The organism is Streptomyces sp. NPDC033177, from assembly GCF_055577715.1.
This window is the reverse complement of sequence record NZ_JBVIPS010000003.1, coordinates 500,375-516,358: the sequence shown is the minus strand read 5'-3', so window position 1 is coordinate 516,358 and position 15,984 is coordinate 500,375. Positions and strand designations below refer to the sequence as shown.

Genomic DNA, 15,984 nt, shown 5'->3' with positions numbered 1-15,984 from the left:
GCGCCCGTGCCCACTGAGACCGAGATCGACGTCCTGGTGCTCGGCGGCGCAGGCGTGGACTCGATTGTGTACGTCCCCGAGCTGCCGCTCCCCTACGCCGACAGCTACATGGTGCCCGCGATCGACATGCGCGCCGGGCAGACCGGCGACTTCGTCGCGCTGGGGGTGCAGGCGCTGGGGCTGCGCACCCACCACATCGACCTCATCGGCGACGACCACGAGGGCGACCTGGTCCGCGCGCTGCACCGCGAGCGCGCGATCCCCTTCACCGAGGTGCTCCAGCGCGGCGGCACCAAGCGCGCGGTGAACCTGGTCGGCCCCGACGGGCGGCGTCTCTCGCTGTACGACAACAGCCGGGCGCAGGGCACGGACCGGCTGCCCACGGCGACGGTCGAGGCCCTCGCCGCGGCGAGCAGGCACGCCCACGTCTCCCTCACCCATCCGTGCGCCTTCGCCCTGCCCACGCTGCGGGCGGCCGGTGTGAGCATCTCGACCGACCTGCACGACTGGGACGGCGCCGAGCCGTATCACGAGGCCTTCGCCTACGAGGCCGACATCGTCTTCCTCTCGGCCACCGCGCTGAGCGACCCGGAGAAGACCATGCGGCAGATCGCCGCGCGAGGCCGGGCCGAGGCGGTCGTGGCGACAGCCGGGGCCGAGGGCGCCCACCTTCTCGTCGACGGCGAGCTGTCCCACGTGCCGCCCGGCACGCCCCCGGCGCCCGTGGTGGACTCCAACGGCGCCGGTGACGCCTTCGCCGCGGCCTACCTCTTTGGCCGCCTTGCCGGTGAGTCCCCCCTGCGGTGCGCCCGCTACGGCGCGATCGCCGGGGCGTATGCCTGCACCGTCCCGGCCACCGGCACCGACGTCATCACCAGGGAACAACTCCTCTCCCTGGCCGCCGAGTCACCGGGAGGGCCGCCCACCGAACCACCTCGGGCCTGAGCGACGATGGCGGGGTCCACCACGCAGCGACACGGAGGAAGAGACATGGCATCGCGGACCGACGTGCACACCGGTCGTGTGCTGTACGGATGCATGGGGCTCGGCGGTTCCTGGGACACCACGCCGTACGCCGCCGAGGACATCGCCACGGCCGAGGCCGCCGTGGAGGCCGCGCTGGAGGCCGGCATCACGGTGTTCGACCAGGCCGACATCTACCGGCACGGCAAGTCGGAGGCGGTCTTCGGGGAGGTGCTCGCCAGGGCGTCCGGACTGCGCGAACGCATCGTGCTGCAGACCAAGTGCGGCATCCGCCTGGCCGACGGTGACCGGCCCGGTCTGTACGACCTGCGCGGGCCGAACATCGTCCAGCGGGTCGAGGAGAGCCTCACCCGGCTGCGCACCGACGTGATCGACGTCCTGCTGCTGCACCGGCCCGACCCGCTGACCGGGCCGGAGGAGATCGCGAAGGCGCTGGCCTCGCTGCACGGACAGGGCCTGGTGCGCCGGTTCGGCGTGTCGAACATGAGCGCCGCGCAGATCGCGCACCTGCGGGCGCACCTGGACGTACCGCTGGTCGCCAACCAACTGGAGATGAGCCTGGAGTGCCGCGACTGGGTGGAAGCCGGGGTACTGGTCAACACCCCGGCCGCGGCCGACAGCGGCTTCCCGCACGGGACGCTCGAGTACTGCGCCGCCAACGGCATCCAGCTGCAGGCCTGGGGAGCCCTCGCCCGGGGCCGCTTCACCGGCGGCGGCGAGACCCCGACCGCACGGCTCGTCGCCGACCTCGCCGCACGCAAGCGGACGACCCCGGAGACGATCCTCCTGTGGTGGCTCCAACGACACCCGGCACGGATCGCCCCCGTCATCGGCACCAGCCGCCCGGACCGCATCCTGGCCTGCCGCGACGCCGTCCACCGCGAACCCGACCTCACCCACGAGGAGTGGTACACCCTGTGGACCACCGCCCGCGGCGGCCCCTTGCCGTAGAGCTGCCGAAACGCCCGGTCCCGCCCCTACGGCCATAATCGACGGCGTGACCGAGCCTGCCGTCGAAGTCCAGCCCCTCGTACGCCAGAAGGCCCACAGCCTCGGAGATCTCGGCTACCGGTGGCTGGCTGAGTTGCCCGGCCTCATCGGGGAACTGGAGCGGCGCTGGTCGATCGAGGTGGGGGCATCGTTGCCCGGCGGGACTTCCTCGTACGTGGCGCGGGTCCGGACTCACGACGGTGGGGGCGCGGTGCTCAAAGTCGGGCTGCCCGCAGCGGACTTCGACGGCCAGGCGCAGACCCTGCGTCGGGCGGAGGGCCTGGGGTATGCGCGGCTCCTGGCCGACGACCTCGACCGGCGCGCGATGCTTCTGGAGGCGCTCGGGCCGTCGATGGACCGGCTCGGTCTCGCTCCTCGGCAGCAGATGGAGACCCTGTGCGCCATGCTGCGGAGCGCCTGGCGAGTGCCGCGCGCCGACCAGCCGGTCGTCGATCCGGCCCAGGAGAAGGCCCGTTGGCTCGGCGAGATGATCGGGCGGTCGTGGGAGAGCCTCGGGCGGCCCTGCTCGGAGCGGGTCGTGACCAAGGCGCTCACCTTCGCCGAGCGGCGCGCTTCCGCGTTCGACCCCGGACGCTGCGTCGTCGTGCACGGCGACCCCCATCCCGGCAACGCGCTGCGGGTCCCCGCGCCCCGGGCCGGGGCCGAGGCCGGTTTCGTCTTCGTGGATCCGACGGGTTCCTCGCTGATCCCGCGTACGACCTGGGAGTCGTACTCCGTGACTGGTGTACGGAGTTGAAGGGCCGGGACAGAGCTTCGGCCCGCGGTCTGATCCGTTCGTACTGCGGGCTGCTCGCAGACTGTACGGGCGTGGACGAGCGGGCGATCTGGGAGTGGGGATTCCTTGAACGGGTGTCCACCGGGCTCTACGTGCTCGGCTTCGGTGCGGAGGAGCTCGGTCGGCCGTTCCTGGACACCGCGGAGTTGCTGGCCTGAGCCTGTCTCCTTCCCTCAACTGACGCACAGGGACGCGGATTTCACATCGGCCTTACCCTCTGGGGTCGTAAGGTCGAGGGGCGTGAATGTGGCGGGCGCCACACAATCCGAGGCGTGCGACTTAGGTTAGCCTAAGCTAAGTTATCGAGTGATCGCCTCCCCCGGAGGCGCCTCAGTCAAGGAGATTGACGCAGCATGTCCTCACTCACCTGCCGCATCCGCCGTACCGCCGCAGTCGCCGTGGCCCTCGCCGCCGGCAGTGCGCTGGCCCTGACCGGTACCGCCTCCGCGCAGCCCGGCAAGGCCTCCGGCAAAGCGTCCGGCTCGACCGTCGAGTCCGCGCCGCTCGTGAAGGGGCTCTACCAGTCCGCGTACTCCGAGCGGAACAACGTGCTGTGGGCCACCTCCGCGGTGGGCCGGCCGCCCGTCACCAACTCCAGCCTGCTGAAGGTCGACCCGCGCACCCTGAAGGTGAAGGCCACCTACACGCCGCCGGTCACCAACGCCACGACCGGCGCCGTCGAGGCCGTCTACGGAATCGCCGTCGACGACGAGCACAACACCGTCTGGACGACGAACACCCGCGACAACTCCGTCGCCGTCTACGACCAGCGCACCGGCAAGCACCTCACCTCGCTGCCCAACGTGAACCACGCCCGTGAGGTCGTCGTGGACGCCAAGCACAACACGGCGTGGGCGAGCGGCTTCGGCGACGGCACCGTGGTCGCCTTCGACACCCGCACCCTCAAGGAGAAGAAGCGCGTCACGGTCGAGGGGGCGGGCCCGACCGGCCTCGCCGTCAACGCGCGGACCGGCGCCCTCTACGCCGCGGACCTCAACGGCGACCGGATCATCGAGATCACCCCGAAGGGCGAGAGCCCGCGCCTCATCCCGACCGGCGACGGCCCGATCTCCATCGCGCTCTCCAAGAACGGCCGCACCGCCTACACCGCCGACCAGGCCGCGGGCGGCCTCTCGGTCGTCGACCTCAAAAAGGGCACCGTGACGAAGTCCGTGCCGACCGGCGCGGGCGCCCTGTCCGTCGCCACCGACCGGCGTTCGGGCAAGGTCCTGGTCGCCAACCGGACCCCCGGCACCGTCACGGTCGTCGACCCCGCCAAGGGGGCCGTCATCGAGACGCTGGCCACCGGCGCCAACCCCAACCACGTGCAGGTGACGGGCGGTACGGCCTTCGTGGTCGACAAGTCCGGCTCCGGCCCCGAGGGCCAGGACAAGGCGCACCGCATCCGGATTGGCCGCTGAGCTCGCGCGCACGCCGCGAACCACTTGACGCCCCGTCCGCCACGCGATCGTGGCGGGCGGGGCGTCCGCGTACGCAGCGACGGGTCACGAGGTGAGCCGTTGACCGCGGTCTCTCGCCGCGCCGGGCGCATCCACCGGACCGCTCGCACGAGCAAGCCTCTTGCGTACGAGGTGGCTCTGCGCCGCGACTGTCGCGATCACACCCGCGCCGAGCACCGGCCAGGCCAGAGGACCCGCGGCGATCACCGCCGTGACCAGGAGCGGTCCCCCGCTGCGCTGGGCCGACGAGGAAAGGCCGTGCACGCCGAGGTAGGCCCCCTGGGCATCGTCGGGGGCGAGCGCGATGGAGAGTTCCCAGGACGCGATGGCGTGCAGTATCTCCGCGAAGGTGAAGGCGATCGCCGCGGCCACCAGGGCGGTGACGGACAGCCAAGGGCCGCCCGCCACCGATGCGGTCATCGCGGCGCAGCCGACGACGAAGCAGGCGGCCAGCGGTACGAGGAGTGCGCGGGCCGCGTCCGGCGTGCTCCCGAAGCGGGACAGCGGGACCTGGCAGCAGACGACCAGCACGCAGTTGAGGACCATGAGCAGCGGCGCGAGGCCGTGCGGGGCATCCGTGGCGTGCACGATCCACAGGGGCATGCCGACCTGGAGCACGGCGTCGTCGAGGAAGAGGGCCGCCTCGGTGGCGGTGAAGAGCAGATAGGGGCGGTCGCGCCACGGGTTCGACGGCGGAGCAGGACGCTCGGACGCCGTGGAATCGGTGACCACCCGGGAGGGCGAGTGCGGTTCCGCGCACCGCAGGGTGAGGAAGGCGGCGACGAGGAAGCTGAGCACGTTTCCGATGAGCAGGCCCTGGTAGGCGTGGTCCGTGCCGACGGCGAGGGCGAGCGCTCCGGCAAGGCCGCCGATGGCCCAGCCCGCGTTGGACACGGTGCGCTGCACGGCTTGGTACCTGGTGCGATCGGGGCCCGCGATGCGGGCGGCGTACAGCTTGGTGAGGACGTTGGCCCCACGGTCGGCGAGGCTGTTCACGGACGAGTACAGCAGGAGCAGGGAGAAGTTGTCCGTCGTCAGCAATGCCAACAGTGCGATGGCCTGCTGGAGTTGGGCGCCGAAGATGACGCGGGTGACGGGGAACCGGTCGGCGAGGTGACCCGCGAGCGGCGCACCCGCGATGCCGACGGCGCCCGAGACCCCCATGAGCACGCCGACCTCGGCGACGGAGAGTCCGGTGACCAAGGTGAAGTAGAGGGCGGCCGCCCCCATCCACAGTCCGGTTCCCATCTTGTTGATCAGGGCGATCCAGAGCATGCGGCGGCCGTCGAGACCCCCTGGTATGCGTGCGTACAGCGCGGCCCGCCGATGGCTGATGCCCACCGCTCCCCCTTGGTTTCCCACTTGCCCCGACTTCCCGCTTGACTCCGACTTTTGTACTGATACATAATTATTTACGTGGCAGCACAATATGCGATCAAGGGCACGACCGCCAAGGGCATTACCTCGTCGGTCGAACAGGCCGTATCCGAAGGAGGGTTGGGTCCGGGCGACGCCCTGCCTCCGGTGCGGAGACTGGCCGATGACCTCGGGGTCAGCGCGGGGACGGTGGCCACGGCCTACAAGGAGCTCCGGCAGCGCGGGATCGTGGTGACGCGCGGACGGGGCGGGACGGTGGTCGCGCAGGCGCCCGCGGTCGGCGCGCGTCGGCCCCCGAGAGTGCCGCACGGAGTGTGCGATCTGGCGGGCGGACATCCGGACCCGGCACTGATGCCCGTACTGCTGCCGCCCGAGCACGTGGCCCCCGTTCTCGGGTCGCACCGCAGCTCGCCGCGCCGTACGGGGCTTGAGGAACTGTCCCGTGAGTGGTTCGCCCGCGACGGGATCCCCGACAGCCGGGTGACCTTCGCGCACGGGGCACTGGACTGCATGGCGCGGCTGCTCTCCACAGAGCTGAAGCCGGGCGACGCGGTGGCCGTGGAGGACCCGGGATTCCACCATCTCCTCGATCTCGTACCGGCGTTGGGCCTGCGCATGCTGCCGGTCGCGGTGGACGACGAGGGGATCAGGCCGGACGCGTTGACCGTCGCGCTGCGGGCCGGGGCCAGGGCCGTGGTGTGCAGCCCGCGGGGGCAGAATCCGATGGGCGGCTGCTTCTCGGAGGCGCGACGCGACGCTCTGCTCGAAGCACTCGGTGACGTCCCGGACGTCCTGGTCATCGAGGACGACCACAACGCGGAGGTCGCGGGCGCACCCTCGTACTCGCTGGCTTCCGGCGGGCTCGCGCGGTGGGCGCAGGTACGGACCGTGTCCAAGCATCTGAGCGTCGACCTGCGGTGGGCGGCGCTGGCGTGCGACGCGACCACGCTGGCCAGGCACGAGGGCCGCATGCTGCTCACTTCGGGATGGGTCAGTCACCTGCTGCAGGAGACGGTCGAGCGCACGCTGCCCGATCCCGCCGCGCGGACACTGGTCGCGCGGGCCGAACAGGCCTATACCGAGCGGCGCGAGGCGCTGATCGCGGAGCTCGCGCGGCACGGCATCGCGGCACGCGGCGTGAGTGGGATGAACGTGTGGGTACCGGTGCGGGACGAGTCCGCAGTGGTCAACGGCCTGCGCTCACACGGGTGGTGGGTGGCCGCGGGCTCACGCTTCCGCATCGCCACACCCACCGCCGTACGGATCACCACAGCCACGCTTGAGGCGCCGGACGCGGCTCGGTTCGCCGGGGACTTCGCCGCGGTGCTCGACGACTCCGAGGCCACGTACGGAGGTTGAGTTCACGGTAGGACAGAATGCGAGAGACGAAAGGCAGGAGGCAGACGGTGGATGGCATGCGGATCATCAGCTGGCGTCGGCTCGGCGAAGCGGACTTCCCCCTGCTGCGGCGGTGGCTCGAGCAGCCGTTCGTCGCACGCTGGTGGAACCACGAGACCTCGCCCGAGGCGGTGGCACGCGACTTCGGCCCGGCTGCCCGTGACGAGGAGCCGTCGGAGGACCTGCTCATGCTGCTTGACGGCGTACCGTTCGGCCTCGTCCAGCGCTGCCGCTTCGCCGACTACCCTGAGTACGGGGACGAGTTGGCCGGACAGGCGGAGGTTCCCGAGGGCGCCATGAGCATCGACTACCTGATCGGGGAACCCTCGTACGTCGGCCAGGGGCTCGGCACGCGCATGATCCGGGCGATCGTCGAGGCCACCTGGAGCGACCACCCCGATGCCACCGCGGTCCTCGTCCCTGTGCACGTGGGCAATCACGCCTCCTGGTGCGCCCTGGAGAAGGCGGGCCTGCGGCGGATCGCCGAGGTGTCGCTGGAGCCGGACAATCCCCTCGACGACCGCGCCCACCACCTCTACCGGATCGACCGGCCCGCTCCGTGAACGGGCCGGTCCCGCCTCAGCCCTGCGCGGGGAACGCGATGCGGTCGAGACGCTCCCGCTGCTCCGCGCTCAGCCGGATATCGGCCGCGGCGACGTTCTCCGCCAGGTGGTCGAGCGAGGCGGTGCCGGGGATCGGCAGCACGACGGGCGAACGGTCGAGCAGCCAGGCCAGGGCGATCTGCGCCGCGGTGGCGTCGAGCTCGGCCGCGACGGCCGCGATCTCGGCCGCCCCGGTCGAGGCCGCCGGGTGGACCGGCCGCCAGGGCAGGAAGGCGATCCCCGCCGCGTCACAGGCGTCGAGCACGGGCTCGTGCTCCCGGTCCAGCACGCTGTAGCGGTTCTGCACGCTCGCCACGTCCACGATCTGCCGCGCCTCGCGCAGCTCGTCGACGGTGACCTCCGACAGGCCGATGTGCCCGATCCTGCCGTCGAGTTGGAACTCCCGCAGCGTGCCGAGCTGATCGGCGAGCGGCACCTTCGGGTCGAGGCGGTGCATCTGAAGGAGCCCGATCCGCTCGACGCGCAGCCGGCGCAGGGCCTGCTCGACCTGCTCACGCAGGAACTCCGGCCGTCCGTTGGTCTGCGCCTCCTCGCCGGGACTCGGGCGCTCGATCGCCACCTTGGTCGCGATGAGCAGGTCGTCGGGGTACGGATACAGCGCTTCGACCAGAAGTTCCTCGTTGGCGCCCCATCCGTACATGAACGCCGTGTCGATCAGCGTGACGCCCAGCTCCACGGCCCGCCGGGCCACCGCGACGGAGGCGGTCCTGGCCGCTCCGGCCTCGGTCGCGAGCCGCATCGCCCCGAACCCCATGCGGCGGACCGGGATGTCACCGCCGATACGGAAGGTGCTCGATGTCATGCTCCTCCTCGCTCAACAACTGTCACCACGACGACGAACCGCATGCGTGAACGGTTCCCGCCTGTCCCGCCCATCCCACCGGGAATTGCGCACCCCCGTGCATTGACGGCTCACCACACCCGGTTCAGGGTGTTGCCTCCCGAAAGGTCTCAAGCCGCAAGCCTCTAGAAGGGTTCCTTCATGCGAAGACGAGTCTTTGTCCGCGGTCTGGCCATCACCGGCGCGGGGCTGACCCTGCCCGTCCCCTTATCCGGCGCCGCCACCGCACGGCCCGCCACCCCACGGCCCGGCGCCTCGGCAGGAGCCTGGCAGCACGTCACCGCACCGGCCGCGCAGGAAGCCGCCCACCTGCTCGCGGTCGCCGCCACAAGCCCCCAACTCGCCTGGGCCGTGGGCGAACAGGGCCGCAACGGAGGCACGCTCGGCACCCCGCTCGCCCTCAGCTGGAACGGCACCGCCTGGTCACGGACCGACCTCTCCCACCTGACGTACAGAGGCGGACTGCGCGCGGTCGCCGCCTCACCGGACGGCATGTCGGCGAACGGCAGCGCCTGGGCCATCGGCACGGACACCGCCGGGCGCGACCAGCTCCTCGCGTGGGACGGCGCCACCTGGCGCGAGGCGGACTTCCCCGGTCGGGGCGAACCGGGGACACAGCTGACCGACGTCACCGCTGCCCCCGACGGCCGGTTCTGGGTCTCGGGGCGGCACGGTGACCGCGCCGGCCTGATGCGCGGTGACGGCACGACCTGGCGCTGGTGCCGGCCGCTGCCGGACGAGGCCGCGCCCACGCCGACCGGCGTTCACGTGACGCCCGGCGGTGAGGTGTGGGTCTACGGCGACATCATCGCCCGCTGGGACGGCAGCTGGACGGTGGTGCCCCGCACGCTCGGCATCCGCGGCTCGGTGACGGGACTGCTCCCGGTCGCGCACGACGACATCTGGCTCACCGGATTCGCGTACGGCCCGGGGGGACCGCCCGGCAAACCGCCGGGCGTCACGCTGCAGCACTGGGACGGCACCCAGTGGACCAACGTCCAGGCGCCGTTCACCGTCGGCCTGTTGAGCGGCATCGCGGGGGACGCCAAGGGGCAGCCGGACCGGATCTGCGGCTGGGACTTCTGGGACCAGAAGCGCGCCCACTACCTGCGCTGGGACGGCACGGCCTGGCACAGCGAACGCGGTCCGGAGACGCCGTCCACCTATCTGCCCCAGGCCATCACCCCGATCCCCGGCACGGACGGCGGCCACTGGTCGGTGGGTACGACCTCGTTCTCGCCGTACCCACCCGCCCAGCTCCGCGTGGAACGCTTCGGCTGACCCTTGTGCCCGCCGCCCCCGCTCTGGCTTCTAGGCCCTCGGCGTGATGCTGAAGTCGAAGGCGGAGGTGCCGGGGTCCACCGCCGTCACCCCGCCGTCGACGGTCAGCGTCGCGCCGTTGACGAAGGAGGCGGCGGGCGAAAGCAGCCAGGAGATCGCCTCGGCGACCTCTTCCGGCTCTCCCGGCCGGCCCGCCGGGACGAGGCGCGTCGCTTCCTCGTACGCCGCGTCGGCCCCGCCGTCCCCCAGGCCCGCCTCATCGGCGAACCGGGTCATCCGCCGGTCTGCCATCTCGGTGCGCACCCAGCTGGGGCACACGGTGTTGGCGCGAAGGCCGGCCTTGCCGTAGTCGACGGCTAGGGAGCGGCACAGCTGGAGCAGCGCCGCCTTGGACGTGGCGTACGCGGCGTTGGCCACGCCGTTGCGCAGCGCGGCGACCGAGGCGACCGCGACCACCGAGCCGCGCGTCTCCAGGAGGTGGGGAAGCGCGGCCCGCATCAGCAGGAAGGGACCCGTCAGGTTGGTGCGCAGCACGGCGTCCCAGTCCTCGTCGGAGAGATCGCCGACCGCCCCGCTGCGCCCGATCCCGGCGTTGAGGACGAGCCCGTCGACGCGGCCGTAGGCCTCGACGGTCGCCGCGACGAGGCCGGCGACCTCCGCGGGATCACCCGCGTCCGCGGGGTGGGCCAGCGCACCGGTCTCCTCGGCGACGCGGCGCAACGGCTCGGGGCGCCGTCCGGAGACGACGACACGGTGCCCGGCAGCACGCAACTGCCGGGCGGTGGCGGCACCGATGCCCGTCCCGCCGCCCGTGACGACGACAACTCGACTCTCCGTCATGCCTGTTCAGCCTCCGAACGCGGTCGTGAGCGATAGGCCGCGATCATACGTAGGCTGCTCACGACCGCGTTCGGTCGACCTGCCCGAAGGCCCTCGCGGGCCGTCGGACCTTACTCGTCGATCGCCGCGCCGAAGGCCGCGCCCGTGCCCGGCGCGCCCAGCGACTCCGCGCCGTAGGTCCACGACCCGGACGCGGTGACGCCGCCCGCCCCCGCGGACAGGACCCACACGATGCCGTCACCGGCGTTCTCGCGGGGTGCGGCGGCCAGGAGACCGAATCGGCCGTCGCGGTTCGGGTCCGTCAGGCGCACCTGGGCGCCCCACTTGTCGCCCTTCTCGGCCGCGCCGGGGATGTCCGTGGAGTTCTGGTCCCACGACTTGGCGCCGACCCCCGTCAGACCGTGCTCGGAGCCACGCAGCACCCAGGCCGCCCCGGCGTCCGCGACCGTACCGATGTCCTCGCCGGGAGCGCCGATGGCGACGTCCGCGTATCCGTCGCCGTTCGTGTCCGCCACGGACAGGTCGGCGCCCCAGCCGTCGCCGCGCTCGGCGACGCCGGGCACGTCCACGCTGTCCTGCGTCCACCACTTGGCCTCGTCCTTGAGGCCGCCCGCGTCGCCGTAGCGGACGCCGACCAGGCCGCCGGTCTGCGTCTCGCCCCCGTCGTCCGGGGAGTTGGGCTCGCCGGTCACCAGGTCGTCGAAGCCGTCGTGGTTGATGTCACCGGACGCGGCGACGGGTCCGCCGCGCAGGTCGTGCTCGTACTTGAGGCCGTCGGCGTTGCCCGAGAAGTACGCGGACCAGCCGTGCCCCGGCTCGTCGCCCACGGTCACACCGGACACGACGAGATCCGCGTATCCGTTGTTGTCGTAGTCGCCGGTGGTGAGCGACTTCGGCGTGATGTCGCGCTCCTCGGCCGCCGCGGAGAGCCGCTTGGTCTCCTGGCGCCGCAGCGGGGCCTGCCCGTCGGCCTGCGGAGCGGCGTCGTACGCGAAGAGTTCCAGGTCGTCGCGGTCCAGTACGCCGAGGATGTCGCCCGGCGTCTCGTCGGTGTGGTGCGCGGCGGAGAGGCTCAGGCCGAACTGCTCGCCCTTGGTGGGCTCCTGGGTCTCAAGCCAGTCGCTGTCGGCACCGCTGAGGCCGTCCTTCGAGCCCCACAGGATCGCCACCCCGCCCGCGTCCGCCGTGTCGCCGATGTCCTCGCCGGGGATGCCGACGATCGCGTCGTCGAAGCCGTCGGCGTCCAGGTCACCCGTGGCGACGGCCGTCCCGAAGCCGTCGGCCGCCTCCGCGGCGCCCGCGACACCGGCCGTCGACTGGCTGAACCGGTCGACGGAGGTGGTGTTCATGCCTCTTGAGGAGCCGTACTGGGCGGTGACGAGACCGGCGCCCTTGTGGCCGCTCACCGTCGCCCCCGGGGCTCCGACCAGCACGTCCTCGTATCCGTCGCCGTTGAAGTCACTGTTGCGGTCGTCGGCGTGCGTACCCCCGGGGGTGCCGGCGACGGCGGAGGGGGCGGCGACGATGCCCGCTCCGGAAAGAAGAAGGAATGAGGCCGCGGCGAGGGCGGCCGAACGGTTCTTGCGCACGAGCGGCTCCTGAGAAGGAAAGTGGCCGGGCAGGCGCGAGGGTGTCCGGAAAGGGCCCGTTCCTTGTCCGGCGTCCTGTTCGACACCGCATGAGGCACAAGGGTTGTACGCGACCTCCTGGTCAGAAGCGGGGCGTGTCATTCCCTCTGGGCTCGTGGCCGCCACAGGACCGCCGCAGCACGGATTCGCGGCGTAGACGCCATCCGTCTCTAACTCGCTTGCCGTGTACAGGGTTTGTGTCTACTCCGTTGGCAGAAGCACTCAACGGGCCTTGTGAGCAGTTCATATGGCTCGGCGCCCGGCGATTACCGCGTTCGGGTGTTGTGGCGGGCCCGGTGCAACCGGAGGGGCCCCGGACCGCTTCCTGACCGACACAGGCATTGCCCGCACGTCGTGAGGAAGCCGCCATGACTTCGCCCGCCACCATCCTGCCGACCGTCGACTGGGACGCGGAGGCCGACTTCCTGCTGCCCCCGCCCGACCCGACGCAGCGCCTGGACATGGCCGCCCCGACCGTCCTCGCGCCCCGCGACCGACACCGCCTGAGCCTGCACGCGACGCTCACCACGGCCGGCATCCCTCCCCACCCCGACGACGCCAGGGCCATCGACGCGCTGAGCACGCTCGACGACACCGTCGCCCTCGCGATCCGCCGCTGGCTCAGCAACGCCCAGCCGGCGACCCCGCTCACGTGACGCGGCACGGCCGTTCACCGCGCCCTGCCCGCGGCGGCAGCGACAGCGGCAACGGCAACGCAGCCGGTCAGCCCCGGTGGAAGAGGTCCTGCGGGTCGACGCGCTCCCAGCGTGAGCGCGTGGTGGCGGGCGCCCGCGGCAGCTCGCGGTTCTGTGCCTGCCACTCACGTACCAGCGCGTCATAGATCGGGGTCTGCGAAACAGGCCCCCCGCCGCCGGTCCTGGTCTCGGCACGGGGCGGCCGCGGCGAAGGGACCCCGTTCCCCGCATCGCTCATGCGCAGTCCAACGATCCTTTCGCTCCCGGCACTTCAAGAACTGGTCCGCGTCCGGCATGAAGCCCGCGGCACGCGCATGCCGCGGGCTTGATGGAGCGTCGGAGACAGAACACTGTCCCCATGGATCGTCTGGGCGCGGTCCTCGAATTTGCTCGCACCCATTCAACGCCGACCTCCGGCGTCAGTGTCGCTCTTGAAACTGCGGCACACGTTTGAGTGACAGATCCGTGCGAGTCAGTCGCGCGGAACCTCCTCGGGTCCATACTCTCCGCCCGGCCTGGTGGTCAGCCGACGTACGCCGCGAGGTGTTCGCCGGTGAGCGTGGAGCGGTCGGCTACGAGATCCGCGGGCGTGCCCTCGAAGACGATCTTGCCGCCGTCGTGTCCCGCGCCGGGGCCGAGGTCGATGATCCAGTCGGCGTGCGCCATGACCGCCTGGTGGTGCTCGATCACGATGACCGACTTCCCCGATTCGACGAGGCGGTCGAGCAGCCCGAGCAGTTGCTCCACGTCCGCGAGGTGCAGACCGGTCGTCGGCTCGTCGAGGACGTATACACCGCTCTTCTCCGCCATGTGGGTGGCCAGCTTGAGCCGCTGCCGCTCGCCGCCGGACAGCGTGGTGAGCGGCTGGCCGAGGCTGAGGTAGCCGAGCCCCACGTCGGAGAGCCGCTCAAGGATCTTGTGCGCGGCCGGGGTGCGCGCCTCGCCCTCACCGAAGAACTCCTCCGCCTCGGCCACGGACATCGCGAGCACCTCGCTGATGTCCCGGCCACCGAAGGTGTATTCGAGGACCGCAGGCTGGAACCGCTTCCCCTCGCAGTCCTCGCAAGGGGTCTCGACGCTGGCCATGATCCCCAGATCGGTGTAGATGACGCCCGCGCCGTTGCAGGTCGGGCAGGCCCCCTCGGAGTTGGCGCTGAACAGCGCCGGCTTCACGTCGTTGGCCTTGGCGAACGCCTTGCGGATCGGTTCGAGGAGACCGGTGTACGTCGCCGGGTTGCTGCGCCGCGAGCCCTTGATCGGCGCCTGGTCGACCGAGACCACCCCCGCGGACGCGGGGACGGAGCCATGGATCAGGGAGCTCTTGCCGGAACCGGCGACACCGGTGACCACGCACAGCACCCCGAGCGGGACGTCGACGTCGACGCCCTGCAGGTTGTGGCGGGTGGCGCCGCGGATCTCCAGCGTGCCGGTGGCCTCGCGCACCGTCTCCTTGAGTGCGGCCCGGTCGTCGAGGTGGCGGCCGGTGACCGTGTCGCTGGCCCGCAGCCCGTCGACGGTGCCCTCGAAGCAGACGGCTCCGCCGGCCGTACCGGCGCCGGGCCCGAGGTCGACGACGTGGTCGGCGATCGCGATGGCCTCCGGCTTGTGCTCGACGACGAGCACCGTGTTGCCCTTGTCCCTCAGTCGCAGCAGGAGCTTGTTCATCCGCTCGATGTCGTGGGGGTGCAGGCCGATGGTCGGCTCGTCGAAGACGTACGTGACGTCGGTGAGCGAGGAGCCGAGGTGGCGGATCATCTTGACGCGCTGTGCCTCACCGCCCGACAGCGTGCCCGCGGGCCGGTCGAGCGAGAGGTAGCCGAGGCCGATCTCCACGAACGAGTCGAGGGTCTGCTGCAGCGCGGTGAGCAGCGGCGCCACGGACGGCTCCTTGAGGCCGCGGACCCACTCGGCGAGATCACGGATCTCCATCGAGCAGGCGTCGGCGATGCTGATCCTCTTGATCTTCGAGGACCGGGCCCCCTCGCTGAGACGGGTGCCGTCACACTCCGGGCAGGTGGTGAAGGTGACCGCGCGCTCCACGAAGGCCCGGATGTGCGGCTGCATCCCCTCCTTGTCCTTGGAGAGGAACGACTTCTGGATCTTGGGGATCAGCCCCTCGTAGGTGAGGTTGACGCCGTTGACCTTGACCTTGACCGGCTCCCCGTAGAGGAAGTCCCGCAGTTCCTTCTTGGTGTACTTGCGGATCGGCTTGTCGGGGTCGACGAAGCCGGACTGCGCGTAGACCTGCACGGTCCACTGGCTGTCGGACTTCCAGCCGGGGATGGTGAAGGCGCCCTCGGCGAGCGACTTGGTGTCGTCGTAGAGCTGGGTGAGGTCGATGTCGGAGACCGTGCCCCGGCCCTCGCAGCGCGTGCACATGCCGCCGGTGCGGTTGAAGGTCGCCTTCACGGTCTTGGTCTTGGCGTCACCGCGTTCGACGGTGATGCCGCCGCTCGCCCTGACCGACGCGGTGTTGAACGAGTACGCGCTGGGCGGGCCGATCTGCGGCTTGCCGAGCCGGCTGAAGAGGATGCGCAGCATGGCGTTGGCGTCGGTGGCGGTGCCGACCGTGGAGCGGGGGTCGGCGCCCATCCGCTGCTGGTCGACGATGATCGCGGTCGTGAGACCGTCGAGTACGTCGACCTCGGGGCGCGCCGGCGTCGGCATGAAGCCCTGCACGAAGGCGCTGTACGTCTCGTTGATCATCCGCTGCGACTCCGCGGCGATCGTGCTGAACACCAGTGAGCTCTTGCCCGACCCGGAGACGCCGGTGAACACCGTCAGGCGTCGCTTGGGGAGCTCGATGCTGACGTCCTTGAGGTTGTTCACACGCGCGCCGTGCACACGGATCAAGTCGTGGCTGTCGGCGGCGTGGAGCGCAGGCGACTGCGTGGTCTTTCTCTTGGCCGGGCTCATGGTTTCTCCATCTGTCGGGCGGAGCCGCCCGCGCGGTCTCCGTCGTTGTCGCCTGGCCCGATCCGATCTTCGTCGAGCACTACGTCAGGTTCTACTTCGTCGGCGTGATCGCGGCAACGGGTCGCTGTCCTTCCGCTTGGCGGCGTCAGGGGGGA

Annotated in this window: 15 protein-coding genes; 9 read left to right on the top strand and 6 right to left on the bottom strand. The window is 71.2% G+C overall.

Going from position 1 to position 15,984, the window contains the following annotated elements:
* The first annotated feature begins 6 nt into the window (after positions 1 to 6).
* The 5 genes from ACZ5U5_RS13550 to ACZ5U5_RS13530 all read left to right on the top strand — a co-directional run bounded on the left by ACZ5U5_RS13550 (position 7) and on the right by ACZ5U5_RS13530 (position 4,191).
* Positions 7 to 945 carry an adenosine kinase gene (locus tag ACZ5U5_RS13550; protein ID WP_469020310.1) on the top strand — a complete coding sequence of 313 codons (939 nt, stop codon included), beginning with the start codon at positions 7 to 9 and terminating at the stop codon, positions 943 to 945.
* A 45-nt stretch (positions 946 to 990) separates the two neighbouring features.
* Positions 991 to 1,935 carry an aldo/keto reductase gene (locus ACZ5U5_RS13545; RefSeq protein WP_469020307.1) on the top strand — a complete coding sequence of 315 codons (945 nt, stop codon included), beginning with the start codon at positions 991 to 993 and terminating at the stop codon, positions 1,933 to 1,935.
* Between the two features lie 46 nt (positions 1,936 to 1,981).
* Positions 1,982 to 2,731, top strand: a complete 750-nt coding sequence (locus ACZ5U5_RS13540) for an aminoglycoside phosphotransferase family protein (RefSeq protein ID WP_469020305.1) — start codon at positions 1,982 to 1,984, stop codon at positions 2,729 to 2,731.
* Positions 2,732 to 2,802: 71 nt separating this feature from the next.
* Positions 2,803 to 2,928 carry a hypothetical protein gene (locus ACZ5U5_RS13535; RefSeq protein ID WP_469020303.1) on the top strand — a complete coding sequence of 42 codons (126 nt, stop codon included), beginning with the start codon at positions 2,803 to 2,805 and terminating at the stop codon, positions 2,926 to 2,928.
* Positions 2,929 to 3,123: 195 nt separating this feature from the next.
* Entirely contained in the window at positions 3,124 to 4,191 is a 1,068-nt protein-coding gene (locus ACZ5U5_RS13530; RefSeq protein WP_469020301.1) for a YncE family protein, read from the top strand.
* A gap of 84 nt (positions 4,192 to 4,275) precedes the next feature.
* Here the strand turns inward: ACZ5U5_RS13530 and ACZ5U5_RS13525 are convergent, their stop codons facing one another.
* Positions 4,276 to 5,571, bottom strand: coding sequence for an MFS transporter (locus ACZ5U5_RS13525; protein ID WP_469020299.1), 1,296 nt, complete (start codon positions 5,569 to 5,571; stop codon positions 4,276 to 4,278).
* A 75-nt stretch (positions 5,572 to 5,646) separates the two neighbouring features.
* On the opposite strand from ACZ5U5_RS13525, the gene ACZ5U5_RS13520 reads away from it, so the two are divergent.
* Together ACZ5U5_RS13520 and ACZ5U5_RS13515 are read left to right on the top strand one after the other, a co-directional pair.
* Positions 5,647 to 6,966: an aminotransferase class I/II-fold pyridoxal phosphate-dependent enzyme gene (locus ACZ5U5_RS13520; RefSeq protein WP_469020297.1), complete on the top strand. Its 1,320-nt coding sequence runs from the start codon at positions 5,647 to 5,649 to the stop codon at positions 6,964 to 6,966.
* A 62-nt stretch (positions 6,967 to 7,028) separates the two neighbouring features.
* Positions 7,029 to 7,568, top strand: a complete 540-nt coding sequence (locus tag ACZ5U5_RS13515) for a GNAT family N-acetyltransferase (protein ID WP_469020865.1) — start codon at positions 7,029 to 7,031, stop codon at positions 7,566 to 7,568.
* A 16-nt stretch (positions 7,569 to 7,584) separates the two neighbouring features.
* Here ACZ5U5_RS13515 and ACZ5U5_RS13510 read toward each other — a convergent pair whose 3' ends face one another.
* The gene (locus ACZ5U5_RS13510) at positions 7,585 to 8,430 is read right to left on the bottom strand and encodes an aldo/keto reductase (protein ID WP_469020294.1); all 846 of its coding nucleotides are present in this window, start codon (positions 8,428 to 8,430) and stop codon (positions 7,585 to 7,587) included.
* Positions 8,431 to 8,610: 180 nt separating this feature from the next.
* On the opposite strand from ACZ5U5_RS13510, the gene ACZ5U5_RS13505 reads away from it, so the two are divergent.
* Positions 8,611 to 9,750: a hypothetical protein gene (locus ACZ5U5_RS13505; RefSeq protein WP_469020291.1), complete on the top strand. Its 1,140-nt coding sequence runs from the start codon at positions 8,611 to 8,613 to the stop codon at positions 9,748 to 9,750.
* A 30-nt stretch (positions 9,751 to 9,780) separates the two neighbouring features.
* On the opposite strand, the gene ACZ5U5_RS13500 is transcribed toward ACZ5U5_RS13505, so the two are convergent.
* Positions 9,781 to 10,590 (bottom strand): SDR family NAD(P)-dependent oxidoreductase, encoded by an 810-nt coding sequence (locus ACZ5U5_RS13500; RefSeq protein ID WP_469020289.1) that lies wholly within the window; start codon positions 10,588 to 10,590, stop codon positions 9,781 to 9,783.
* 110 nt (positions 10,591 to 10,700) lie between these two features.
* The gene (locus ACZ5U5_RS13495; RefSeq protein ID WP_469020286.1) at positions 10,701 to 12,179 is read right to left on the bottom strand and encodes an esterase; all 1,479 of its coding nucleotides are present in this window, start codon (positions 12,177 to 12,179) and stop codon (positions 10,701 to 10,703) included.
* A gap of 407 nt (positions 12,180 to 12,586) precedes the next feature.
* On the opposite strand from ACZ5U5_RS13495, the gene ACZ5U5_RS13490 reads away from it, so the two are divergent.
* Complete coding sequence (locus tag ACZ5U5_RS13490; RefSeq protein WP_469020285.1) at positions 12,587 to 12,874, top strand: hypothetical protein; 288 nt, start codon at positions 12,587 to 12,589, stop codon at positions 12,872 to 12,874.
* A gap of 67 nt (positions 12,875 to 12,941) precedes the next feature.
* Here the strand turns inward: ACZ5U5_RS13490 and ACZ5U5_RS13485 are convergent, their stop codons facing one another.
* Both ACZ5U5_RS13485 and ACZ5U5_RS13480 read right to left on the bottom strand, forming a co-directional pair.
* Entirely contained in the window at positions 12,942 to 13,151 is a 210-nt protein-coding gene (locus ACZ5U5_RS13485; RefSeq protein ID WP_469020282.1) for a hypothetical protein, read from the bottom strand.
* Positions 13,152 to 13,435: 284 nt separating this feature from the next.
* Positions 13,436 to 15,829 (bottom strand): ATP-binding cassette domain-containing protein, encoded by a 2,394-nt coding sequence (locus ACZ5U5_RS13480; RefSeq protein ID WP_469020280.1) that lies wholly within the window; start codon positions 15,827 to 15,829, stop codon positions 13,436 to 13,438.
* Between the last annotated feature and the right edge of the window lie 155 nt (positions 15,830 to 15,984).